At 40.1% G+C, this 23,002-nt stretch carries 21 protein-coding genes; 7 read left to right on the top strand and 14 right to left on the bottom strand.

Annotated features, from left to right (window positions below; genetic code table 11):
• Positions 1 to 114 precede the first annotated feature (114 nt).
• From ACZ5WS_RS00150 to ACZ5WS_RS00160, 3 genes are all read right to left on the bottom strand, one after another.
• Positions 115 to 1,650, bottom strand: a complete 1,536-nt coding sequence (locus ACZ5WS_RS00150) for a M17 family metallopeptidase (protein ID WP_464709807.1) — start codon at positions 1,648 to 1,650, stop codon at positions 115 to 117.
• A gap of 110 nt (positions 1,651 to 1,760) precedes the next feature.
• Positions 1,761 to 2,816 (bottom strand): DNA polymerase IV, encoded by a 1,056-nt coding sequence (gene dinB, locus ACZ5WS_RS00155; protein ID WP_464711518.1) that lies wholly within the window; start codon positions 2,814 to 2,816, stop codon positions 1,761 to 1,763.
• Positions 2,817 to 2,888: 72 nt separating this feature from the next.
• The gene (locus tag ACZ5WS_RS00160; RefSeq protein WP_178955181.1) at positions 2,889 to 3,065 is read right to left on the bottom strand and encodes a hypothetical protein; all 177 of its coding nucleotides are present in this window, start codon (positions 3,063 to 3,065) and stop codon (positions 2,889 to 2,891) included.
• Positions 3,066 to 3,214: 149 nt separating this feature from the next.
• On the opposite strand from ACZ5WS_RS00160, the gene ACZ5WS_RS00165 reads away from it, so the two are divergent.
• The 3 genes from ACZ5WS_RS00165 to ACZ5WS_RS00175 all read left to right on the top strand — a co-directional run bounded on the left by ACZ5WS_RS00165 (position 3,215) and on the right by ACZ5WS_RS00175 (position 5,812).
• Positions 3,215 to 3,646 carry an acyl-CoA thioesterase gene (locus tag ACZ5WS_RS00165; RefSeq protein WP_138605202.1) on the top strand — a complete coding sequence of 144 codons (432 nt, stop codon included), beginning with the start codon at positions 3,215 to 3,217 and terminating at the stop codon, positions 3,644 to 3,646.
• 12 nt (positions 3,647 to 3,658) lie between these two features.
• Positions 3,659 to 4,711 (top strand): aldo/keto reductase, encoded by a 1,053-nt coding sequence (locus ACZ5WS_RS00170; RefSeq protein WP_464709816.1) that lies wholly within the window; start codon positions 3,659 to 3,661, stop codon positions 4,709 to 4,711.
• 162 nt (positions 4,712 to 4,873) lie between these two features.
• The gene (locus ACZ5WS_RS00175) at positions 4,874 to 5,812 is read left to right on the top strand and encodes an ABC transporter substrate-binding protein (RefSeq protein WP_138605205.1); all 939 of its coding nucleotides are present in this window, start codon (positions 4,874 to 4,876) and stop codon (positions 5,810 to 5,812) included.
• Here ACZ5WS_RS00175 and ACZ5WS_RS00180 read toward each other — a convergent pair.
• The 3 genes from ACZ5WS_RS00180 to ACZ5WS_RS00190 all read right to left on the bottom strand — a co-directional run bounded on the left by ACZ5WS_RS00180 (position 5,739) and on the right by ACZ5WS_RS00190 (position 10,406).
• Complete coding sequence (locus tag ACZ5WS_RS00180; protein WP_138605207.1) at positions 5,739 to 6,365, bottom strand: fumarylacetoacetate hydrolase family protein; 627 nt, start codon at positions 6,363 to 6,365, stop codon at positions 5,739 to 5,741. The two genes, ACZ5WS_RS00175 and ACZ5WS_RS00180, sit on opposite strands and share 74 nt — an antisense overlap.
• A 242-nt stretch (positions 6,366 to 6,607) precedes the next feature.
• Positions 6,608 to 9,124, bottom strand: coding sequence for a glycoside hydrolase family 3 protein (locus tag ACZ5WS_RS00185; RefSeq protein WP_464709819.1), 2,517 nt, complete (start codon positions 9,122 to 9,124; stop codon positions 6,608 to 6,610).
• A 16-nt stretch (positions 9,125 to 9,140) separates the two neighbouring features.
• Positions 9,141 to 10,406 carry a sugar MFS transporter gene (locus ACZ5WS_RS00190; RefSeq protein WP_464709820.1) on the bottom strand — a complete coding sequence of 422 codons (1,266 nt, stop codon included), beginning with the start codon at positions 10,404 to 10,406 and terminating at the stop codon, positions 9,141 to 9,143.
• A 252-nt stretch (positions 10,407 to 10,658) separates the two neighbouring features.
• Between ACZ5WS_RS00190 and ACZ5WS_RS00195 the strand changes: the two genes are divergently transcribed.
• From ACZ5WS_RS00195 to ACZ5WS_RS00205, 3 genes are read left to right on the top strand one after another with little or no spacing between them, the layout of a single operon-like run.
• Positions 10,659 to 11,993 carry a GH1 family beta-glucosidase gene (locus tag ACZ5WS_RS00195; RefSeq protein WP_464709821.1) on the top strand — a complete coding sequence of 445 codons (1,335 nt, stop codon included), beginning with the start codon at positions 10,659 to 10,661 and terminating at the stop codon, positions 11,991 to 11,993.
• Between the two features lie 15 nt (positions 11,994 to 12,008).
• The gene (locus tag ACZ5WS_RS00200; RefSeq protein ID WP_464709822.1) at positions 12,009 to 13,337 is read left to right on the top strand and encodes a glycoside-pentoside-hexuronide (GPH):cation symporter; all 1,329 of its coding nucleotides are present in this window, start codon (positions 12,009 to 12,011) and stop codon (positions 13,335 to 13,337) included.
• Between the two features lie 11 nt (positions 13,338 to 13,348).
• On the top strand, positions 13,349 to 14,359 hold the full coding sequence (locus tag ACZ5WS_RS00205; protein WP_178955167.1) for a LacI family DNA-binding transcriptional regulator: 1,011 nt from the start codon (positions 13,349 to 13,351) through the stop codon (positions 14,357 to 14,359).
• Between the two features lie 12 nt (positions 14,360 to 14,371).
• Here the strand turns inward: ACZ5WS_RS00205 and ACZ5WS_RS00210 are convergent, their stop codons facing one another.
• Genes ACZ5WS_RS00210 through ACZ5WS_RS00230 form a run of 5 tightly spaced genes read right to left on the bottom strand, consistent with a single transcriptional unit; the run spans position 14,372 to position 19,919 of the window.
• Positions 14,372 to 16,333 (bottom strand): ATP-binding response regulator, encoded by a 1,962-nt coding sequence (locus tag ACZ5WS_RS00210; RefSeq protein WP_464709825.1) that lies wholly within the window; start codon positions 16,331 to 16,333, stop codon positions 14,372 to 14,374.
• Between the two features lie 25 nt (positions 16,334 to 16,358).
• Positions 16,359 to 16,820, bottom strand: coding sequence for a response regulator (locus ACZ5WS_RS00215; protein ID WP_010390893.1), 462 nt, complete (start codon positions 16,818 to 16,820; stop codon positions 16,359 to 16,361).
• A 1-nt stretch (position 16,821) separates the two neighbouring features.
• Positions 16,822 to 18,306, bottom strand: a complete 1,485-nt coding sequence (locus ACZ5WS_RS00220) for a sensor histidine kinase (RefSeq protein WP_464709827.1) — start codon at positions 18,304 to 18,306, stop codon at positions 16,822 to 16,824.
• Positions 18,307 to 18,329: 23 nt separating this feature from the next.
• Positions 18,330 to 18,539: a histidine kinase gene (locus tag ACZ5WS_RS00225; RefSeq protein WP_138605223.1), complete on the bottom strand. Its 210-nt coding sequence runs from the start codon at positions 18,537 to 18,539 to the stop codon at positions 18,330 to 18,332.
• A 39-nt stretch (positions 18,540 to 18,578) separates the two neighbouring features.
• Positions 18,579 to 19,919, bottom strand: coding sequence for a sigma-54-dependent transcriptional regulator (locus ACZ5WS_RS00230; RefSeq protein WP_464709829.1), 1,341 nt, complete (start codon positions 19,917 to 19,919; stop codon positions 18,579 to 18,581).
• Positions 19,920 to 20,144: 225 nt separating this feature from the next.
• On the opposite strand from ACZ5WS_RS00230, the gene ACZ5WS_RS00235 reads away from it, so the two are divergent.
• Positions 20,145 to 20,663 carry an NUDIX hydrolase gene (locus ACZ5WS_RS00235; RefSeq protein ID WP_464709831.1) on the top strand — a complete coding sequence of 173 codons (519 nt, stop codon included), beginning with the start codon at positions 20,145 to 20,147 and terminating at the stop codon, positions 20,661 to 20,663.
• A gap of 4 nt (positions 20,664 to 20,667) precedes the next feature.
• Here ACZ5WS_RS00235 and ACZ5WS_RS00240 read toward each other — a convergent pair whose 3' ends face one another.
• The 3 genes from ACZ5WS_RS00240 to ACZ5WS_RS00250 all read right to left on the bottom strand — a co-directional run bounded on the left by ACZ5WS_RS00240 (position 20,668) and on the right by ACZ5WS_RS00250 (position 22,852).
• Positions 20,668 to 21,183 carry a YgjV family protein gene (locus tag ACZ5WS_RS00240; protein WP_464709834.1) on the bottom strand — a complete coding sequence of 172 codons (516 nt, stop codon included), beginning with the start codon at positions 21,181 to 21,183 and terminating at the stop codon, positions 20,668 to 20,670.
• A 61-nt stretch (positions 21,184 to 21,244) separates the two neighbouring features.
• Positions 21,245 to 21,811 carry a Crp/Fnr family transcriptional regulator gene (locus ACZ5WS_RS00245; RefSeq protein WP_464709837.1) on the bottom strand — a complete coding sequence of 189 codons (567 nt, stop codon included), beginning with the start codon at positions 21,809 to 21,811 and terminating at the stop codon, positions 21,245 to 21,247.
• Positions 21,812 to 21,817: 6 nt separating this feature from the next.
• Positions 21,818 to 22,852, bottom strand: coding sequence for an NAD(P)H-dependent flavin oxidoreductase (locus ACZ5WS_RS00250; protein WP_464709840.1), 1,035 nt, complete (start codon positions 22,850 to 22,852; stop codon positions 21,818 to 21,820).
• Positions 22,853 to 23,002: the final 150 nt, after the last annotated feature.

A 23,002-nucleotide genomic window follows, 5' to 3' on the forward strand; every position in this document is an offset into this window, starting at 1 on the left:
TCATTTTGATTCAATACGTTAGTAAATCTCTTAACCAAAGTTCAGGTTAATTAATACCTTTCACCAATTAAAAAGCCCTGATCTTCAGGGCTTTTTAGACTTATTTATAGAGAATTATAAACAGTAGCGGGCAAATAAACTGCTTACTGAGGCCGCAGTTGGTTTACCATGTTGCCAATCACCACCTTCAACACCACTACCGGCAATATCCATATGCACATAAGGAAGTGGTAAAGTAGACTCATTACCATGCTTATCTAACCCGCCTACCACAGCTAAAAATGCCATAGGGAATTGATGACCGCGCGCTGTGACGGCAGAAGCCGCATTATTACTAGAAAGCACATCATCGGCTAAAGTACGTGGTTTTATAAAGTCATAATCTTCACGACGTGAACGTGATACTTCAGCACCGTCAGCCCATAAATCACCACAATCAGCTAATTGACGTGAAATATTAGCACTACGTGCTGGCCCATTTTCTACATAAGCACCATATGGTCCCATCGCACGTGCAGCATGCCCTGTTAAAGTAGCCACAGTAAACAGCGTTGGGTTTATTTCGTTTACAGCCAAATCTTTCATTTCACTAAGTAAATCACCCATCGCTAGACGCCCCTCGGCATCAGTGTTACCAATGCGCACTCGCACACCTTCACGGCTAGTAATGATTTCATCAGGAACAAAACAATCTGAACCAATTGAGTTACGTACCACCGCTAAAAAGGCAATCACTTTAACGCCTTTAGGCTGGTAATCAGCAACTGCTTTCATAAATCCAGCCACAGAAGCCGCACCGCCTTTATCTCGGCTCATACCTGCCATGTAGCCGCCTACTTTTAAATCCGCACCGCCTGTGTCATAAACTAAGCCTTTACCAACAAACATCAGTGTGCGCGTTACTTCACCCTCTGGTACATATTCAAGTTTAACAACGCGTGGATGATGACGCTCTACTGCATAAGATGCACGAGCAACAGTACTTAGCATCGGATAGTGTTTATCAATGGCAGCCAAGTCATCAATCACATCAACGCTCACTGCGCTATTATTAAATAGTTCGCTACAGTAATCAGCAAAGCGTGGTGGTGCCATACGTTCAGGCTCGGTACCACATAAATCACGTGCAGCATATTGTCCAGCTGCTAATGCATTGACTGCTTTAATCGTTTGCTCATTGGCATCAATTAAACCGATTTGAGTAATTGGCTCAATACCATGACCATGAAATTCACGTGCTTCAAGAGGCTGCCATAATGCTTGGCATGCGCCTAAATAGGCCACTTCTAGCGCGTATTGGTAACGGCTGTCGGTATTTAAAGCAGGTAAGTAAATAGCGGGGTTAACACTGCCTGACGCTTTAGCCTCGTTAATGGCTAATTTAGCCGCATCAAAATAGCGACGTACATCATCATAATCTCTATTTAAAGGGCCTGTAGGGGCTATCACAACACGTTTACCGGCAATTACTAGCAAGGTAACTTGATTACCTATGCGAGAGTCTACTTGAGCTTGATTTAAAATTGCATCGCGCAGAGGCGTATTTGGTATGTGAGAAAAGTCATCGCTGATAATAATTAGTGCATCGTGTGATGCACAATCTAGGCTTGCACTAACTGGCTGAGCCAGCACTGCTTTTGGATATGCCATAAAAAAGGATCCTGTTAGAAAACGTAGCCCCTATTATTATTTATTTAGCAATTTATAACCAGTAAACTGCGGTAATCTGCATACTTACTGGCAACCTAGAGTTACAGCTTTTACACGTCTAAAATACTCAGCTGTAAATTATGCTCTGGTTGGTTTTTAATGCCAACACCTATTCCTAATAAACGCACAGGTTGTTGTAATCCACGTTGATAGGCTTTGGCGAGTAACTCTTTAAAAATAGCCGTGTTTAATTGATGATTCGCTTGATCTGCTGAGGTCACAACAAAATTAGCAAATTTAACTTTAACACTTAACTTGTTAATTTTATTTTGCAGCTGTTGTTTGTTTAATCTAACCTCGAGCTCATCTAACAGTTGCGGTAATTGCTCCAAGCACTCATCAAGACTATTTTTGTTGTATTCATAAGTATGCTCCACGCTCAATGACTTACGAATCCGCTCAGTTGAAACCCGCCCTATATGCTCCCCCATACATTTTTGATATAACGACACGCCAAAATTTCCCACATGTTGCTGCATCCAATTAGCCCCTTTTTCGCGAACATCTTGGCCCGTGTACAACCCTTTTAAATTAAGCTTCTCCAAGGTTACCTTACCCACTCCTGGAATTTTACCTAGTGGTAATTGGGCTAAAAACGAGTCAACTTGCTCAGGCAATACTACAAATTGGCCATTGGGTTTATTTTCATCGCTAGCAATTTTGGCTATAAATTTAATTGGCGCAATCCCCGCAGAAGCGGTCAGCCCTGTGGTATTAAAAATATCGGTGCGGATTTGCTCTGCAATTAACGTTGCACTGCCTTTAAATGCAGTACTGTCGGTAACATCTAGGTACGCTTCATCAAGTGAAAGAGGCTCTACAAGATCTGTATAGCGGTTAAATATAGCGCGGATTTGAGTTGATACTTGTTTATAAACAGCCATTCTCCCCGGCACAATAACTAAATCGGGGCAAAGCTGTTTGGCATGATAGTTAGACATAGCAGAGCGCACACCATATTCTCTGGCAATATAATTAGCGGTAGAGAGCACTCCACGGCGACTGTTACCGCCAATTGCCAGCGGTACATTTGCAAGCTTGGGGTTGTCGCGCATCTCAACGGCTGCATAAAAGCAGTCCATGTCTATATGAATAAACTTTTTCATCACACAATAACAACTGTTTATCTATACAGTTATTATTGTGGAATCTCTACTAATTAGCAAGCTTGCTGTTATTTAAAAAGAGCGACTATTTTTCTTGGGCTTATTAAAGCAATACATCCAAAATAGTACTTCTAAAGAAAAGCCTAGTAAAATCAAAATAATCGCTCCTGCCTCATTACCCATAGCGTAACAAGTGAACGACGCTATAAAAACAGTGCATGCCAATAACCAATTAATTATATTCTGCATCGTTATCTCCTTGTGTGTTAATAGTTACTATAGTCATGAATTCAAGGAGGTACAATTTTAGCCCTAGAATTTTTGCCAACTATAATTCCCTTGAGCTCATCCGACCATGTTGCTAATCTAAATACTTTAAAACCAAGAGCTATAAATACATGGAAACGTTTAAACAACAACACCCTATTCATACCGACATTACTGTAGCGTGGGGCGATATGGATGCCCTACAGCATGTTAATAACTGTGTTTATCTTCGTTATTTTGAAATAGCCAGAATCGATTTTTTAAATAAATTAAATTTATTTGATACTATCAATGCTAAAGCCACTGGCCCTGTGATCAGTGAAAATAATATTCGCTACAAACGCCCTGTAACGTTTCCTGACATATTAAGCGTAGGTATTACTATCAGTGATATTAAATCTGACCGCTTTGTAATGAATTACAGTGTATTTAGCCATGCGCAAAATACGATAACCACCACTGGCATGTCAAAAGTGGTGATGTTTGACTTTAAAACAGGGCAAAAAGCCACGATCACAGAACCTTTGTTATCGGCTTTAAAAGCAAACTCAGAAAACAAATAATTAGGATTAGTAATGCAATATAGTCAATTAGGCAGTAGTGATATTAGTGTTTCTAGGGTCTGTTTAGGTAGTATGACTTGGGGAGTACAAAACAACCAGCATGATGCCGACCAACAGATAGCCTATGCTCTTGACCGTGGTGTTAACTTTATTGATACGGCAGAAATGTATGCAGTTCCTCCCTCCCCCGATACTTATGGTAAAACTGAGGACATTATAGGGAATTGGGTTGCACGTAATTCACAGAAACGAAAAGACATTGTTATTGCAACTAAAATTGCCGGTAATGGGCTTTCATGGATCCGTGATGGTGGTGATATTACTCGCCAAGCTGTTATTGATGCAGTTGATCAGTCTCTAAAACGCCTACAAACCGACTATATTGACTTATACCAATTACATTGGCCAAATCGCCGCACTCCTCATTTTGCAAGGCAATGGCCTGGCATGCTTAAATTTACTGATGTCGATGCAAAACAACACACCGCTGACATGCTTGATATTTTAGAGGGCTTAGATGTGTGTGTTAAAGCGGGTAAAATTAAACACTGTGGACTTTCTGACGACACCCCGTGGGGAATTAGCCAATTTTTAAATTTAGCCAAAGAGCACAACTTACCAAAAATGGTGTCTATTCAAAATGAGTTTAGTTTAGCGCATGCGAAAGATTGGCCTTATTTAATAGAGCAATGTGTGCATGAAGATATTGCTTATCTACCTTGGTCACCTCTGGCTGCTGGGCTATTAACGGGTAAGTACCTCAATGGAGCGCGCCCTGAAGGCTCTCGCTGGACATTTATGCAGCGTAACGGTATTTTTCGTGATACGCCACAATCACAAAAGGCGACCAAAGAGTATGTTGAACTTGCACATGAACACAACATTACACCAGCACAATTGGCGCTAGCGTGGTGTAATCAAGTGGATGGCGTTACCTCATCTATTATTGGTGCCACTACTATGACGCAGCTAAAAGAAGACATTGATGCGTTTGAGCTAACTCTCAATGATGATGCGTTATCAGCAATTGATAGCATATTTAGAAATAACCCAATGCCATACTAGGGGCGATTTAATCACCGAACAAGATCTGCAGCCTGACAGGTTAAAAGAACAGCAAGGAAAAAGTACAATTCGATAATATTGATTCTTTGCTGTTCTTTATGTTTATTTTTTAGCCGTTACCAGTATAATACGCAAAAAATTTTGTAGGCAGATCTATTTGTAATGCAATCACTTCGTTTTTTATGTCTTGGCATTTTGGTCACTTTTGCTACTTGCAGTCATAGTAAAACAGCAAAGCCAATAGAAGAAATTTTATGGCTACAAAGTAAGACCCCCCCGTTTCATTTAAGCAAAGAAACAAAACAGCTTGGCTTATGCGATGATTTAACACAACAGCTAATGCATAGCATAAAAGGGGTGAAACATACCCGCTTAGTTTTACCGCAAAAGCGGATTAATAAATATATAGATGAGGGCAGGAACGTTTGTTTTCCATGCGCTATTTACAAACGCAGTGCAAATAAACAGTTTTTATATTCATTACCTACAGCGATTTATCCCCCACATAACATTATAACTACCGCGGCAAAAGCACCTCAATTAACCTCTAAGCATGGTAATCCTATCAACTTAGTGGGTTTACTTGCTGATAAAAACTTCACTTACGGTCAAGCTGATGCGCGTCGTTTTTCTGTGCAGATAAACAATATTATTGAAAACTCATTAACTCACTCTAATGTTTCTATGAGTTGGAGTAGTGATAATGAAAGTGGTGTTGTAATGGAGCGCTTAAAACACGGCTCTTTAGATTACTCGCTTGATTACCCATTTATCACTAGCCACTTTAGCAAAGGCAATCAATCAAATATTGTAAACCTACCGATTGCCCAAAATAAAAATAAATTAGTTCCAATAGCCGTTGGTTGTGCGACTAATGCCCCAAATAATTTTGCATCTATGGCAATTAAAAAGATTAATCACGTACTAAAAAACAATATTTTAACCTCAGAGCAATACAAAAATAATCAACAATACTGGTTAAATGAACACTTTGAGGACTTTAATAAAGCCTATAATCAATATGTGCTTAACTTTGATTCACAGACCAATGATGCTCCAATAAACACTGCTGACCAGAGTCAGAATAAAGAGCAACTTTAAACTCTCGCCCGGCGCTTACCATCCCTACGCCAGCAGGCGTGCCGGTCATAATAATATCGCCCTCTTCTAAACCCATAAACTCATTTACCTCTGCCAGAATTTGCGCAGGTTGGTGCAACATTAGCTGGGTTTCTCCGTGCTGAATGACTTTACCATCAATATGTAATTCAAATATAAACGATGTCATTTCTGGCGTTAACTCAATAAAATCACTAAATAATGCTGAGCCATCGAATGCTTTAGCACGTTCCCACGGCAAGCCCTTTTCTTTTAAACTGCTTTGCAAAGCTCGCTTAGTCAAATCAAGTCCAATCCCTACGCCTGCAAGCTGCTTATTTTTTATCACAAAGCATAATTCAGTTTCATAATGCAACGTTTCACCGTTATGGGAAGAGAGTAAGGTATTAGTGATCGCGCTATTAGGCTTATTAAAAATTACCATTTGCTCAGGGTGTTCGTTGTTTAATTCAGCAATATGCGCACTGTAATTGCGCCCCACACAGACTATTTTTGAAGGCTGTATGCTCTGCGAAGCCAGCTTTATTTGATTCATTCTCTCACCTGTTAATTACATAACGCTTTTAATATTTTGGCATACTCTCAAATTATTAATGCAAAAGCGAATGCAGTTTTATTATGTTTATATGATAACTATTGAGCTGAATATAATCAATCACATAGAATGGAATAAAAGTAAGAAGGGACTAATTTGGTAGGTTTTTGTATACGCGGTTTTAAAGCAATAAGCAGATACATTTAGTACCTGCTTATTGATGTTTGTTAATAGGTTATTGACTACTTACAAGTAACACTACTTTGCTCGGCAGCATTTGCTGTAATAGCCAGCTTAGCAATAGATACATGCCAATCACCTTGCGTGCTTAACTGCCAAGGGGTGAACACTTGTGCTAAATCAACACCCTGCTCTGCAAAACAACTTAAGTTGATGTTTAATGTTTGCCATTGACCTGATTGCTCAAGGTTATCAGTAATATCAAACTTACCCTGACAACTCTCACCACAACCCATAGCAATCCACAGCGGGCTTGTTGCCCCTTTATCTACTTTAATTTGCATTTGCAGTTGGCCATTGTTTTCAACGTATGAACGTAAGTCAGATGGGAATGCCGCGGCTAAATTAACCTCAGCCAACGCTTGACTATTAAAACGAATGGCGCGTGCATCTTCTTGCACTTCTTTGTCAAATGTTTGGATGCTCACAGCACCTAATGACTCGCGGCTACTTGCCACCGTTTTTTGCTGCTCGCCACTTTTTAAAACCAACGACCATGGTGCTTTTATAGCACGCTCAAACAACACTAAGTCATCCAATTGTTCAGTCTGTTGAGTTTGCTCTACCAAGTCATCTTTAAGTACGTTGCTATCACCGTAGGTTAAGCCAAAACCATAAGGGAGTAATGGGCTATAAGCTTCGTCGTTGCGGTTTTCATTGTCGATTGGGTTATTCGGCCATGAAAACGATAACTTTCCTTTAAAGTCGTGGTTAATTGAACCGTCTGCATTTTTAAACAATACATCACTAATTGCATCACCTTCACTGCCTGGAAGCCAAATAGCAACAAACGCATCACTGGCATTTAGCTCAGCATTAACCCACATTGGGCGACCGCTAATAAATAATGATACAACAGGGATCCCCGCATCTTTAAACTTTCGCAGTAACGCTAAGTCGCTTTTATTACCGCGCTGATATTCTAGGTTATCAACATCACCATTACCCTCTGCATATGGTTGCTCACCAAACACCACAATGGCTACATCTGGGCGTGCTTTGTATTCCCCTTCAACACTCAGCGCTGCACTGCCACCAGCTTGCTCTACAGTATCTTTAATACCTGCGTAAATAGAGCTGCCGCCAGGGAAGTCAATGTTGGTATTGCCTGTTCCTTGCCACGTAACGCTCCAACCACCCGACTGCATGCCGATGTTATCAGCCCCTATGCCTGCGACTAATACGTTGGTCTTAGGCGATAATGGCAGTAACTGCTGCTTATTTTTAAGTAATACTAGAGATTCGCGTACAGCTTGTTTAGCCACTGCACGGTGATCGCTACTACCAATAATTTCAGTTTTTCCAGAAAGAGGACGCTTCGCGGGGCTTGGTTTATCAAATAACCCTGCACGCATTTTAACGCGTAGGATACGCGTTACCGCATCGTTAATTCTGCTTAGTGGGATTTCACCGCTATTAGTTTGGTTAACCAAGTTGCTAAATAGCGGTTTCCACTCATCAGGCGCCATGTACACGTCTAAGCCTGCATTAGCTGCTTGAGCACAGTTACTATTTGAACAGCCTTTAACTTGTCCATGGCCATTCCAATCGCCAACAACAAAGCCATCAAAACCCATTTTTTCTTTTAGTACATCGGTTAATAAGTATTTGTTACCGTGTATTTTATTACCATGCCAGCTGTTAAACGAAGCCATAACCGTTTGCGCACCTGCACTCAAACCACCTACATAACCTTGTGCATGAAGCGCAAATAACTCTTCTTCAGAGGCGATATTATTACCTTGATCGTCGCCATTGACAGTACCACCATCACCTAAAAAGTGCTTAACGGTGCTAACTACTCGCGTATCTGATAAAAAATCGCCATCAACAGCACCTTGCAACCCTTTAACGATAGAAGCGGAATACGCTTTCACTATTTCAGGATCCTCAGAGTATCCTTCGTAAGTACGGCCCCAGCGGTCATCACGAACCACCGCAACAGTAGGTGCAAATACCCAATCTATACCGGTAACCATTACTTCTCGCGCAGTAGCGGCGGCTATTTTTTCAATAAGTGCAGAGTTGTTTGCAGCACCTAAACCAATATTATGCGGAAATAAGGTCGCGCCAATAACATTGTTGTGTCCATGCACCGCATCAGTGCCCCACATTGTAGGGATTGTGCTGCCATCAAGGGAGTCATCAATCGATGCTTGATACATCTTTTCTGCTAAATCAACCCAATCTTCAGGGGTTGCATGCTTATTATTGTTTGGAAACGAACCACCGCCATTTAAGTAAGAACCAAAACCATACTTACGCATATCTTCAACCGTGATATTACGGATTTCAGGTTGGATCATTTGCGCTATTTTTTGCTCTAGCGTCATATTCTTTAGCATATCAGCGATTTTTTGCTCCATTTGAGCATCGCTTTTAATACCTGTTTCTATTGTTGGCCAAATTTCTTTTGGGCTTGTCGCATCACTAGCACTGTTAGAGGGTTGCGAACAACCGCTGCTGGTTATTGCTGCTAGCATCAGCGCAGTGATTGAAAAAGTGCGTTTAATAATCATAACATTCACCTAAAACTCAAAGAGGAGTTGACGTTGTTTTTTTTGCACCAAACAGCGCGAAATAAGTAATATATAAATAGCAACCAATGGGCAGAATAAGAGCTAATTGCACACCGATGTTATCAGCTAGCATACCTTGTAATAACGGAATAATGGCACCGCCAACAATCGCTAAACATAAAATACCCGAACCCTGCGAGGTGTATTTACCAAGCCCTTGCAGTGCTAAACTAAAAATAGTAGGAAACATAATAGAGTTACATAATCCAACTAATAAAATAGCCCACATAGCCAGTGACCCTTGACCCGTCATAGCAATTGACACAAGTAAGCCTGCTAAAATACCGTGACAAGCTAATACTTTGGCTGCGTTTAATTTTTGCATAATCGCGGCGCCAGCAAAGCGCCCTATCATTGCACCTGCAAAATAATAGCTAATGTAATGTGCTGCTTGTTGCTCTGGTAAGCCTGCAATATGATCAAGGGTTAAAAAGCCAACTAAAAAACTACCTATGGCCACTTCAGCCCCTACGTAAACAAAAATACCAATCGCGCCTAAAATAAGGTGACGATATTTCCATACACTGCCTAAATCAACAAACTCAGTGTCACCTTGGTTTTCTGCTTCACTGTCAATCGCTTTACCTAATTTAGGTAACTTTAAAAAAGCAAAAATAATCGCCAATGTTAATAAACTTGCACTGAGCATTAAATAAGGAAACTTAACTTGTTCTGCTGTAGCTTGACTAATTTCTGACAAAATTAACCAACTACCAAACAATGGCGCAACAGTTGTACCTAAAGAGTTAAAAGCTTGAGTCATAGTTAAGCGCGAAGACGCTGTTTTTGCAGGCCCTAATACGCTTACATAAGGGTTGGCAGAGACTTGTAAAATAGTGATCCCTGAAGCAAGTACAAACAAAGCAAGTAAAAATAGCTCGTAAAGATGTGCCTCTGCAGCGGGGTAAAATAGTGCACACCCTATCGCAGCAACAACCAAACCAACAACAATACCAAATTGGTAACCTATTTTACTGACCAACTTCCCTGCAGGAATTGACATAACAAAGTAGGCACCAAAAAAACAAAATTGTACCAACATTGCTTGGGTGTAATTAAGGGAGAACATTCCCTTTAAATACGGAATTAAAATATCGTTTAGGCAAGTAAGAAAACCCCACATAAAAAACAAGGTCGTAAGCGATGTTAACGCAAAGGTGTGTGTAGACCCTGGTTTTTGGCTGTTTTCTGCTGCCGGTAGTGGCTGTGTGATATGTGCCATAGTATAATCTCTAATTATTTTTTAATTATCAGATTGTTACCTCTATTTTATTGCGTTTAGTAAAACTTAAAATGCAGATAATAGTTGCAACACCAAATGTAAGCGCTTACATTTATAGCATATAGAGAAAATTTATCAATTTATTTACAAAAATATTGTAAGCGCTTACATTGTTGTATTATGCAATTTATATTGCTTAGCTAACTACTGTAAAGCTCATTATTATTTGCAAGCTTAAGGACGTATCTCATTGTGTTTAAAACAATCTCCTTACCAGGCACGTCAGCCCTCTTAAAGCCGCCGTTTATTTTTGGGGTTGCTACAGCCTCTTTTCAAATAGAGGGAAGTTACGATACCCGCCTCCCCTGTATTTGGGATACTTTTTGTAACAAACCAAACACCATTGCAGATAACAGTAACGGAAACCAAGCATGTAAACACATTGAATATTGGCAACAAGATGTACAAATGATTGCTGATTTAGCTGTAGACGCTTATCGTCTTTCGATTTCTTGGCCACGCGTTTTACACCAAGATGGCAGCTTGAATATTCAAGGAATGTCGTTTTATAAATCGCTATTACAAGCTTTAAAAGCGCGCAACATTAAAACTTATGTCACTTTATATCATTGGGATTTACCACAGCATTTAGAAGACAACGGTGGTTGGCTAAATCGCGATACCGCGTATCAATTTGCTCATTACACTCATATAGTAACTCAACAACTAGAGGGCTTAGTTGACTCTTATGCGACCTTAAATGAGCCTTTTTGTAGCGCCTACCTAGGCTATGAAATAGGGGTACATGCACCAGGCATAAAAAGTCAAAAAGCAGGACGCCAAGCAGCGCACCACTTACTGCTTGCCCATGGACTCGCAATGCAAGTGATACGTAATAATTGCCCCACGATAGAAGCCGGTATAGTACTTAACTTTAGCCCATCCTATCCGCTTACCACTGCTGATGAACGCGCTGCTAAATTAGCTGATGACTATCATAACCAATGGTATATACGGGCAGTACTAGAGGGCTGTTACCCTGAAGTGATTAATGAGCTTGCAAATGATGCAAAGCCCCAGATTAGTGATGGAGATATGGCAATTATTAGCCAAAAGATCGATTTTTTAGGGGTTAATTACTATACTCGTATTCATTACAAAAATACCCCAGATCATTGGTTTAGCGAAGTTTCTTTAGAGAATGTTGCCACCACAGATATGGGCTGGGAAATATACCCGCAGGGATTGTGCGAATTACTGCTTTCACTAAATGATCGTTACACTTTACCTAAGGTATATATAACAGAGAACGGCGCAGCGATGGCTGATATATTAATAAATGGTAAAGTAGATGACATACAACGTGTCAATTATTACCATAGCCATCTTAATGCCGTTCATAATGCAGTTGAGCAAGGCGTTAATGTACAAGGCTACTTTGCATGGAGTTTAATGGATAATTTTGAATGGGCCTATGGTTATGAAAAACGCTTTGGGCTAGTCTATGTTGACTACCAAACTCAACAACGTACCCTAAAACAAAGCGCAATTGCGTATCGTGATTTTCTTAAACAGCGCCAAAAATAATAACGAGTGGCTTTTATGCTGAGTAAAAAAGAAAAAATAGCTTACGGCCTAGGTGACACGGCCAGTAATATTATTTTTCAAACCGTAATGCTGTTTTTAACTTTTTTCTACACTGATATTTTTGGTATTTCGCCTGCTGTTGTGGGCACCCTTTTTTTAGTAGTTAGAGTTATTGATGCAGTAACTGATCCAATAATGGGCGCACTCACTGATGCCACTCATACTAAATACGGTAGCTACCGACCCTACCTACTTTGGCTTGCCATCCCTTTTGCCGTTATAAGCGTGATTACTTTTACTACCCCTGAGATGGATGACACCAACAAAATTATTTACGCCTTCGTTACCTACACCCTGCTAATGTTAGTTTACACCGCAATAAACATTCCTTATTCGGCACTTGGCGGAGTATTGAGTGGCAATCCCAACGAACGTGTCTCCATTCAATCATACCGGTTTGTATTTGGCATGCTCGGAGGTTTATTGGTTACAAGCTGCACTTTGCCTTTAGTAACATGGTTTGGTAATGGTAATAACGAAATGGGCTATCAACTCACCATGCTGGTTATGAGTTGCCTCGGTGTGATGTTGTTTCTAATTTGTTTTCGTTACACCAAAGAGCGAGTGAGCAATCCACCGCATAAATTATCTTTAAAAACACAACTTCATGTTTTATGGCAAAATCAGCCGTTTAAAATCTTGTGTATGGCGGCTCTGGTATTATTGACCAGTATGGTGTTGCGCACGACATTGGCTATTTACTATGTAAAATATGTTCTTGGCAAAGAAGATTTAATCACCGAATTTGTAACCTTAGGTATGATTGGTAATATTCTAGGCTGCGCCTGCGCACAACCTTTAAGTAAACGCCTTGATAAGAAAGTGGCTTATGTTTATCTACAATATATTTCCGCCATATTGAGCTGCCTTGCTTTTTTTATCCCTAATGAACACGTTTTACTAGCGTTTTTGGTGTATTTTTTATGGTGTTTTTTCACTCAAATGGCAACGCCTTTATTATGGGCAAAAATGGCTGATACTATTGATTACGGAGTCTGGCAGAATGGCCGTCGACTCACGGGTTTAGTTTACGCAAGCATCGTATTTTTTATCAAATTGGGGCTTGCATTAGGCGGAGCGATTGCCGGTTGGTTACTTGCTTATTATCAATATCAAGCCAATGTGGAATTAAGCGAGGCAACTAAAAATGGTATTTTAACCTCATTCACACTTTACCCCGCGATTGGTAGTGTACTTGTGGCATTAATAATGAGTAAATACAGCCTAGACAATAAAACCATTAAAAAAATCACTGCCGATATAACACAGAAAAGCAATTTGTAGCAAGGAATAGTATGGCCACCATTTATGAAGTGTCAAAGCTTGCAGGGGTGTCACTTGCCACTGTTTCAAGAGTAATGAACAACAATGCAAACGTAAGTGATGCAACCAGAAAAAAAGTCACCTTAGCCATGGAAGAGCTGGGCTACCGCCCTAACTCTATTGCGCAATCACTGGCTTCTAATTGCTCTAATAGCGCGGGCTTGTTAGTTTCAGAGCTTAAGGGGCCATTTTATGGGCCGATGATGAGCGGTATAGAGAACACCCTAAGAAACCAAGGTAAACACGTTATTATTACCGCAGGCCACAGTGACGCAGAGCGAGAGCAACAAGGCATCGAATTTTTAATTAGCCGCAATTGCGACGCACTTATTTTGCATGTTGAAGCTATTAGTGATGAATACTTAATAAAACTCAGTAAAGGCAAAACCCCGTTTGTTTTGCTAAACCGCTATATTGAAGAGCTCGCCGACCGCTGTATTATTCTTGATAATACTAAAGGTGGCTATTTAGCCACTAAATACATTATTGAATCGGGCCATAAAGACATTGCCTATATTAGCGGTCCACTATGGAAAAAAGATGCTCAGGAACGCTTAAATGGGCATAAACAAGCGCTTGCTGAATTCGCCATTAAATTTGATGAAAACAATTTATTTGAAGGTGACTTTGTAGAAGAAAGTGGCTACGAAGGCTTCGCTACACTGTATAAAAACAACCCCGCCTTTACCGCCTTGGTGTGTGCCAATGACGAAATGGCCACTGGTGCCATGGTGAGTGCCAGAGAGCATGGTATACAACTACCTTCGCAGCTTTCAATTATTGGCTACGATAACGTGTTTTTTACCCGTCACGTTTACCCTCCGTTGAGCACTATAAACTATCCTATCGATGAGATGGGTAAAGTGGCAGCGCAGTGGGTACTTAGTCATGTTTATCAAAAAAGCGTACACCCTATTCAAACGTTATTTGAGCCCGAGTTAGTTATACGCCAATCTGTGGTTAAACCTTTAACATCTAGGTAAGCTAATAGGCTGTTAAACAAGCTGATTGAGTAATGATAAATTTATTGGTTTTAACAATACCTGCTCTATTTCTAGTTGCCTGATATGCACAGCATCGGGCTCCATACCACTAATAATAACGCGCTTAATATTAGGGTAATGCTGTTTAATAAACCCAGCCAGCTCTAAACCGGTACCATCTGGCAAATGCATATCAAGTAATACTTTATCGTAATTACTATTATGCTCTAGTACTGCCTTACAGTCTTTAACACTTGCTGCTATATCGGTATCCACATCCAAGCTTTCTAGTAATAGCTGGGTAATTTGTGCGGCATCAGCATCATCTTCTACTAATAAAAAGCACTTCTTATCTCTACTCGGTTTAGGCATTGGCTGAATAGATGAAGTAGGCTGTTCTTTTTGCCCGAGCCTTAACTCTAAGCATTGATAAAGCAAGTGGGAATCTACAGGTTTGGCAATCATATCGTCAAACCCTAACGCATTGAGTTCGTTATGAATGCCTTTCATAGTTGCTGCAGTTAAGGCTATGATTGCGCCTTTAAATCCTAGCTTTCTAAGCTCAATAGCAGCTTCTTTTCCGCCCATTACCGGCATATGGATATCTAAAAATATAATATCGTAGGTAGTGTGCCCGTCTGCTAGCTGTTTTTTTACTTTTTCAAGCGCTTGCTTACCATTATCAGCATAATCTACTTCAGCGCCTGCTGAACCAATTAAGTGACCAACTAGCACGCGTAAATCGCGTAAATCATCAACCACCAACACTTTGCCGTTCACTTGGCAGGGGGCTACTTTTTGCTGCATATTGGGGGTTAAATCAAGTTTTAATAAATTGCGCTCTACCTGTCTGATATCACCAGGGTATAAGGAGATGGTAAACGTTGAGCCTTCACCGACATGAGAGTCTAATGAAATATCCCCCTGCATACGACTAAGTAGTTCAGAACAAATAGCTAAACCTAAGCCTGCACCACCTACTGAACGCGACTCTACATCAGCTATTTGCTCAAAAGGCTTAAAGATGAGACCTTGTTTTTCTGGAGCAATGCCTAAGCCTGAGTCTTTAATACTAAAAAATAGCATTTCACGCTCATTGACTACTTCAGTCCACGCGTTAGCCACAATCTCGCCTTGCTCAGTAAATTTAATCGCGTTATTGATCAGGTTAATGAGAATTTGTCGAACTCGAGTGGCATCTACACGAATAACTAATGGTAAAGGCTCCAGTGATTCAAACTTTAGTGATAAGCCCTTATCGAGTGCTGATACGCGCATTAAGGTAAATACATCGGCCATTAAGCTATCAAGGTTAACCTCCCCTAAACTCAGTTCGAGTTTATCGACAGCAATTTTAGATAAATCTAAAACGTCATTCAGTAAGCTTAATAAATGCTTACCATTACGATAAATCACACCGAGCTCGTTTTCAGCCTGCTTGTTAAAGTCACTGAGCATCAACAACTCTGTATAACCTAAAATAGAAGATAGCGGTGTTCGTAATTCGTGGCTTAAATGTGCTAAAAAGCGATCTTTTGAACGGTTTTCAGCCTCGGCTTTTAAGCGTTCCACTCGCTCATCTTCTACATCACGGCGCGCTAATGCGTAGCGAATAGAGCGAGCAAACCGGCTACCACTCATTTCGTTTTTGACTAAGTAATCAACCGCTCCGGCATCAAGCGCAGCTGAATCGAGGGCATCGTTTGATTGCCCTGTAAGCATAATAATAGGCCCACAAAAACCATTTTTAAGCGCTTGTTTTAAAACACTCAAGCCATCAGATGCCCCTAAGCGATAATCAAGCAAGCAAATATCATGTTGATTTTTACTCAACACTTCCACCGCCTGCTCAGGAGAGCTTATCCAGTCTATGTCAAACACATGGGAACTGAGCTGCTCTAAATAGTCACGAGTTAAAATATAATCATCTTCATCGTCTTCAACCAATAGCAGTTTCGTTGCCTTTGCTAACATAGCGTCTCCTGTTTTAATAATATGCTTAATCGTTAAACGTGCTTGGTAGCTCTACAAACTCAACCCAGTATTTACCCAGCGTTTTCATCAACTCAACTAACCCGTCAAACGTAACCGGCTTAGTTATGTAAGACGCAGCGCCTAGGTTATAACCCTTAACCATGTCTTCTTCTTGCTTAGAGGTAGTTAAAATTACCACAGGGATGCCTTTTAGGTTTGGATTTGCCTTAATAGCTTCAAGCGCTTCACGACCATCCATTCTCGGCATGTTTAAATCAAGTAAAATTAAGCCTGGTCTTGGCGAGATGCTTTTATCTACAAACTTGCCTTTGCGCTCTAAATACTCCAAGAGTTCAACACCGTCTTCAACAAAATGTAATTCATTTAAAACGCGGCTTTCAGCAAGCGCATCTTGGGTTAATAAACGATCATCTTCATCATCGTCTGCCATCAAAATGGTAATCGGTTTTACGTTTGTTAATGGCATATTATGCCTCTCCTTGTAGTGTGAATAACTCTGCATTCACAGGTAATTTAATGATGAAAGTTGCCCCTTCACCTAGGGAGCTTATCGCAGCAATAGAGCCGCCATGTCGCTCTACGATTCGACGACATACAGATAAACCAATACCCGTTCCTTTATATTCTGAACGGCCATGCAAACGTTGAAATGGTACAAATATTTTATCCGCGTACTCATCAGAGAAGCCGATCCCATTATCTTTTACGGTAATAACATGCCAACATATTTCACTGTTATGATCTTCACTAAACTCACACACTCGTTCAAAGTCAACATTAACAACCGGGTCCACGTTAGGCGCTCTGAACTTCACTGCATTGGAAATTAAGTTTAAAAACAGCTGATGCATTTGACTTGGATCAGCCTGAATAATGGGCATCTCAACCGTAACAACCTGTGCATTACACTCATTAATCGCTATTTCTAAATCACCTTTTATATCATTCAGAATGCTGTTTAAATCGGTATCGGTAAAATCTTTACCTCGGGTCGTTACTCGAGAGAATTCTAATAAATCATTAATTAAATTAGACATCCTTTGTGCGGCATTTTTCATGCGGGCAATATAATCAGCGCCTTTTTCGCCCAACTCGTCTTTAAACATGCTTTCAAGCCGATCACTAAATGCTTGGATTTTTCTTAACGGCTCTTGCAAGTCATGACTGGCAACAAAAGCAAACTCTTCTAACTCTCGGTTACTACGACTCAATTCATCAGAATACAAGGTAAGCTCTTGAGTACGTTCACTCACTTTACTGGCTAAAGTTTCATTTTGCATTTCAAGCTCGGCACGATACTCAGCCGCATTTTTCAAGTTCAACCTCGCCAATAAAAACATACCCAAAATCAATAATGTACTTGTAACTGCAGTAATACCAAAAGTGATTTTAGCTTCTTTCTTAATTTGTTCTAATTTCGAAAAATGACTAACTTTAAACAACAATTCACGCTCTTGAATATCATTAACCAACGCCCGAATCTCTCTGTAAAGATCACGCCCTTCATGTGTATTCAGCCTCAAAAGTGCGCGCTTTTCTTTATCATTTAATGCTAATTTAACCGTTTTTTTCAGCTCATCTATTTTAGCTTCAACCAGTAATAATAACTCAGCAATACGCTGTGCCTGCCCATCAATTTCAGAATGTAAGGCGCTCACATGGTTAGTTTGAGACTCTATTTGTGCGACGGCATCGTAGTAAGGCACTAAATAATCATCCGTTTGAGTTAATAAATACCCACGCTGCCCCGACTCAGCTTGCACTACTGAAAGGTGCAATTGCTCTATCGCCGTACTTAGCATATTAGTGTTATCTAAACTTTGTTGAGTACGCGTTAGGCCTTGTATGGTATTAATGGCTAAAAAAGCATTACCAACAATAATACACAGCACTATAGATATAAATAACGCCCATACTACATTTGCCTTGCCTTGCTGTTTGCGTTTAATCATTTATCGTCCTGAATTAATTAGGGTTACTTCGACTCTGAAATAAGCTGCAAACTGTCACTGCACGCTTGGCAATTAGCAATTATTTTATCCAGTGCGGCGAGTGCTTTATCTTTTGGCATATCGTTTTCAAGTACTAACTTAATTAGTTCAGCATTCATCGAAATACGATTTAGTGGCGCACGTGCGTCGTGTACCAGCTCATTCAAAGGTTTTGTTTTTTCTGACGATGCCATCAAAATCCTCGTTTTGTTGTTATTAAATTTGCATGCTGGTTATTTATACTCTCCAATACCACCATAAGCATTTAAACGGTTATATAAGGTTTTAGTACTAATACCCAGCATTTGTGCTGCTAAAGTTTTATTACCTTGTACCTTATCGAGCGTGGCATGAATAAGTTCTTTTTCAACTTCTTCAATTGTTTGCCCTGCTGATACCTGTTTGTCCTCAGGTTGAGTATTAACCCTTGAAAAAGGTGACTCTAAGTTGTCAGGTAATGTAATTGTGCTAGTTTGCGGGTCGCTCATAATAAAAGCGCGATGAATAGCATGGCGAAGTTCACGTACATTACCTGGCCAGTCGTATGTTTGTAGCTCTTTAAGCTGTTCATTAGTCCACGCAAACGCTGTACCATTTTCATCGTTCAACTGCCCTAAAAATGCTTTTGCGAGTAATGGAATATCTTCTTTTCGCTCTCGAAGTGTCGGTATATCAATTGGAAAAACAGCGAGTCTAAAGTAAATATCTTCACGTAAAATATTATTCTGCGCTAAATCGGTAAGGGAGCGGTTAGTCGCTGAAATAACACGGCAATTTACTGGTAACTCACGATTACCACCAACCCGTGTTACTTTTTTAGTTTCAAGTACACGCAATAAATTAGGCTGCATATCAATCGGCATTTCAGTGACTTCATCAAGAAATAACGTTCCGCCATCGGCTTGTTCAAACACGCCTTCTTTACGGGCAATAGCACCGGTAAATGCACCTTTTTCGTGACCAAATAATTCACTACCAATAAGTTCTTTTGAAAGTGCCCCGCAATTGCTCGCCACCAGTGGACCTTCGCATTTACTGGCATTATGAATAGCTTGCGCTACCACCTCTTTACCTGCTCCGCTTTCACCCATAAGCATAACGTTAGCATTAGTTTTAGCTACGCGCTCTATCATGGTATAAAGCTGTTGCATGGGAGCAGACTCGCCAATAAGCGTGTCAAAATGATGTGTAATGGCGGCACTTTTCGCTTTTTTAACAGTTTTTTTCGGGCCGTTTAATACTAATTCTAAATCTTCACGTTGCAGCGGCTTTAATAAATGCGACACATTAGGCTCACACATCTCAGCTAAAATACCTTTAACCGAAGGGTGACCAGAAATAAGGGTGACTTTAGGCGATTGACCAATCATTTTTAAATGATCTAATAAATGCAAGCCACTGCCATCAGGTAACATAAAATCGAGCAGCACGTGATCGAAAGTATTATTTTCAAACCACTGATGTGCTTCCTTTAAACTGGTTGCTGTATTAATGTTGTGGCCAAGAAACTCAACAATATGGCAAATAACATCGCTGAATTCGACGTCGTCATCGACTAAAAGTATATTTAACATGAATAATCCCTGTGCTTTTTCACCATTCTACTTATCCTTTAATGTAAATGAAAGATATACATAATTAAGGTACACAATGCGGCTGTTTTATTTTTAATTCACTAGTTTAATCATAAGTAGCTGTATAGGCGCTGAAATAGCACTATTTTATGCGGCTTATTAAATCTCTATTAAAGCAATTAATATAACCAACTGATATAATTTATTTTTATTACAGGAGTTGTTATGCGCTTATTAAAAACCTACATTCATCCCTCAATCAATATTGAGCAAGGTCGTCAATTTTCTCGCCCAACCGCTCGCGCTATTGCATTTAAGCAAAAACACATTTTACTTATGTATACTCAGCGCTACGACGACTTTAGCTTACCTGGCGGTGGGATTGACTCACATGAAAGCATAGAGCAGGGATTGATCAGAGAACTAAGTGAAGAAACTGGCGCACAAAATATAAAAGTATGTAGCGAGTTTGGGCTTTACGAAGAGTACCGCCCTTGGTACAAAGATGACTTTGATATTATTCATATAGAATCATACTGCTACCTTTGCCAAATTGATGAGCAACTAGGCCAAGCACAGCTTGAACACTACGAACAACAAAATGGCATGCAGGCTAAATGGGTTGATATTTTCCAGGCGATAGCCCATAACGAACGTACACTTGCAAACAGTGACAAGCAAGGGCTATCAATTATTCGCGAAACCTATCTGCTAAAAGCCATTGCAGCACAGTTTTTTTCCTAAGTGTTTAGGGTTGCGTTTGCGGTTCGCTCAGCGATTTTTTACCCACATAAAAGCGGTATAGTCCTAATAAGTTACTACTTAAAAATAGGCTTTCCATGATTATTGCCACTGGCGAGCCGGCAAAAATATTATGTGTTATCCAAAAAGAGGTTCCCACCACCATACATAACCTTAAGTGCAAATCTCGATTTTGAAATGAAGCGATAGTTTGTATTAATGTCGCCACCAATGCAAAGACACTAAACCAATCTTGCCAAGTAAAATAAACTGCCAAGCAGCTTAAAGCCATAAACCCAAACATAGCCCAAGTATGCTTAAAGTAAATACAATAAAAATAACGTACCGCGGCAATAAACATTAAGCAGCCAGCACTGTGATAGCCCAATATAAAAAAGTGAGCAGAGGTTAATAATACTGAGGTAAATAAACAGCTTAAAATAATTCGTCGGGACTTAAACTGAAATGAAGCTAAGTCGAGTAAAGTAGCAACTGCAACCAACGATTGGGCAATTAAAAACATAGCACTCCAAGGCATTAAGGCTTAAAAATGGGGAGTGTATAGTACTTTATGAAAACAGCACTTAACTTAAGTTAAGTCGCTTACGAATTCGTGATAACGAAATAGCCGAAATACCTATATACATTGCCACTTGGCTTAAGCTTAGCAGCGCCAACCAGTGAGGTTTATGTTTGAGTAAATAGCAGTAACGCTGCTCGGGACTATTGAGTAATAAAAATGCCTCTTTGGCTTCTTTAAAAATAAGTTGCTGTGCAATAAGCTGCTGCTTAATCAGTTGATACTTTACTTGCTCAAATAGTGTTAGTGGTACTTTAATTACATTGGCTTCGTTAATCACTTTTAATTGATAAAACGCAGGTGTTGAGGTCATCCAATTGGCAAACAGCAAAGCAAATTCATTTTTAAAATAAAACTCTTTACACTTTTGCACGCCGCCAATGTCGTCATGAATAGCGCCTAGAACCCCGTCCACAACTAAATACCCATAACTTTGCAGATCGCCTTGTTGCACTAATACGGTATTGGGCGCTATTAGTTGCTGAGGATACTTACCAGCCAATTGCACTTTAAACTTGTTTACTAGTGCTTCATAGCTGTCGCCAAGCGATAAAAGTGGATTATCAGACATTAAAAATTACCATTTTTTCATTAAAGCATGTGTAATATCAGCCGCTGATACACCCACCCTGGGAATATATTTTTGGCCACACCATAAAGGTGAAAAATCACTTTTAGCACTTTTTTCAGCTAGAGTTCTTAAGGCTGTTATTGCACTGCTGGCATGTGGAAACGCAGGAACGCCCTTTGGTATAGCACCTAGCTCTTGCATTACTCGATTTTTAATACCCCGAGCAGCTCTACCAGAAAACAATGTGGTCAGTGTGGTCTCATCTTGTTGTTGATCTAAAATAGCCTGTTGATGCAAAGCTGATGTTGTTGCCTCCTTACATAGTAAATAAGCGCTCCCTACTTGTACAGCACTCGCTCCTAACGCTTTAAACCGCTGTACATCATCGGCTGAAGCAATGCCACCAGCAGCAATAATAGGCAGTGATATATGCTCAACACAACGTTTAATTAACTGCTCAGTAGTTTGTTGTAAGCTTAAATCCATTGATAAAAAGTGCCCTCGATGGCCACCAGCTTCTATACCCTGAGCAATAATCCCATCAGCGCCATTTTCACTAAGCCAAATAGCTTCATCTAAAGTGGTAGCCGTTGAAATTACTTTAGTGCCCCAGCTTTTTATTTGCGCCACAATAGCTTGCTTAGGTAAACCAAAATGAAAACTAACTACTGCTGGCCTATAAGGGGCAATAATATCAACAACCGATTGATTTATAGGTTGACGGGAAGCCCCTGCAGTTAAACTTTGCGGGTCAATTTCATACTCTGCAAAATAAGGTGCCAGCATATTATGCCATAGCTGCTTTTGTTCGTTCGTGTAATCAGCAACCCTATGACAAAAAAAGTTAAGATTAAACGGCTTCGTTGTTTTGTGGCTAAGTATTTCTAGCTGCTCAACTAATTGTGCTGGGGATAACATAGCGCAAGGCAAAGAGCCTAACCCTCCAGCCTCACTTACAGCAAGAGCAAGCTGCTCGTTTTGAACACCCGCCATAGGTGCCTGAATTATCGGTAAAGCGGTATTAAACAATGATGGCTTCATTTGAACTCTCCCTGTAACTTTTTCAACAACTTGCAGTATTTACAGAACCATAGCAAAAACAGCAAGCAAACAACATCTAGATTTTAGTCATAAGTAATGTAAAAACTATTACTAACAGATAGTTATGATTTTTTTAATATCGAGAAACTA

The sequence above is a fragment of the Pseudoalteromonas sp. 11L1 genome (genome assembly GCF_055397545.1).

Coding starts and splice junctions, on each gene's coding strand:
- ACZ5WS_RS00150 (WP_464709807.1), bottom strand. CDS start 1,650: ATGGCATATCCAAAAGCAGTGCTGGCTCAGCCAGTTAGTGCAAGCCTA.
- dinB (WP_464711518.1), bottom strand. CDS start 2,816: ATGAAAAAGTTTATTCATATAGACATGGACTGCTTTTATGCAGCCGTT.
- ACZ5WS_RS00160 (WP_178955181.1), bottom strand. CDS start 3,065: ATGCAGAATATAATTAATTGGTTATTGGCATGCACTGTTTTTATAGCG.
- ACZ5WS_RS00165 (WP_138605202.1), top strand. CDS start 3,215: ATGGAAACGTTTAAACAACAACACCCTATTCATACCGACATTACTGTA.
- ACZ5WS_RS00170 (WP_464709816.1), top strand. CDS start 3,659: ATGCAATATAGTCAATTAGGCAGTAGTGATATTAGTGTTTCTAGGGTC.
- ACZ5WS_RS00175 (WP_138605205.1), top strand. CDS start 4,874: ATGCAATCACTTCGTTTTTTATGTCTTGGCATTTTGGTCACTTTTGCT.
- ACZ5WS_RS00180 (WP_138605207.1), bottom strand. CDS start 6,365: ATGAATCAAATAAAGCTGGCTTCGCAGAGCATACAGCCTTCAAAAATA.
- ACZ5WS_RS00185 (WP_464709819.1), bottom strand. CDS start 9,124: ATGATTATTAAACGCACTTTTTCAATCACTGCGCTGATGCTAGCAGCA.
- ACZ5WS_RS00190 (WP_464709820.1), bottom strand. CDS start 10,406: ATGGCACATATCACACAGCCACTACCGGCAGCAGAAAACAGCCAAAAA.
- ACZ5WS_RS00200 (WP_464709822.1), top strand. CDS start 12,009: ATGCTGAGTAAAAAAGAAAAAATAGCTTACGGCCTAGGTGACACGGCC.
- ACZ5WS_RS00205 (WP_178955167.1), top strand. CDS start 13,349: ATGGCCACCATTTATGAAGTGTCAAAGCTTGCAGGGGTGTCACTTGCC.
- ACZ5WS_RS00210 (WP_464709825.1), bottom strand. CDS start 16,333: ATGTTAGCAAAGGCAACGAAACTGCTATTGGTTGAAGACGATGAAGAT.
- ACZ5WS_RS00215 (WP_010390893.1), bottom strand. CDS start 16,820: ATGCCATTAACAAACGTAAAACCGATTACCATTTTGATGGCAGACGAT.
- ACZ5WS_RS00220 (WP_464709827.1), bottom strand. CDS start 18,306: ATGATTAAACGCAAACAGCAAGGCAAGGCAAATGTAGTATGGGCGTTA.
- ACZ5WS_RS00225 (WP_138605223.1), bottom strand. CDS start 18,539: ATGGCATCGTCAGAAAAAACAAAACCTTTGAATGAGCTGGTACACGAC.
- ACZ5WS_RS00230 (WP_464709829.1), bottom strand. CDS start 19,919: ATGTTAAATATACTTTTAGTCGATGACGACGTCGAATTCAGCGATGTT.
- ACZ5WS_RS00235 (WP_464709831.1), top strand. CDS start 20,145: ATGCGCTTATTAAAAACCTACATTCATCCCTCAATCAATATTGAGCAA.
- ACZ5WS_RS00240 (WP_464709834.1), bottom strand. CDS start 21,183: ATGTTTTTAATTGCCCAATCGTTGGTTGCAGTTGCTACTTTACTCGAC.
- ACZ5WS_RS00245 (WP_464709837.1), bottom strand. CDS start 21,811: ATGTCTGATAATCCACTTTTATCGCTTGGCGACAGCTATGAAGCACTA.
- ACZ5WS_RS00250 (WP_464709840.1), bottom strand. CDS start 22,852: ATGAAGCCATCATTGTTTAATACCGCTTTACCGATAATTCAGGCACCT.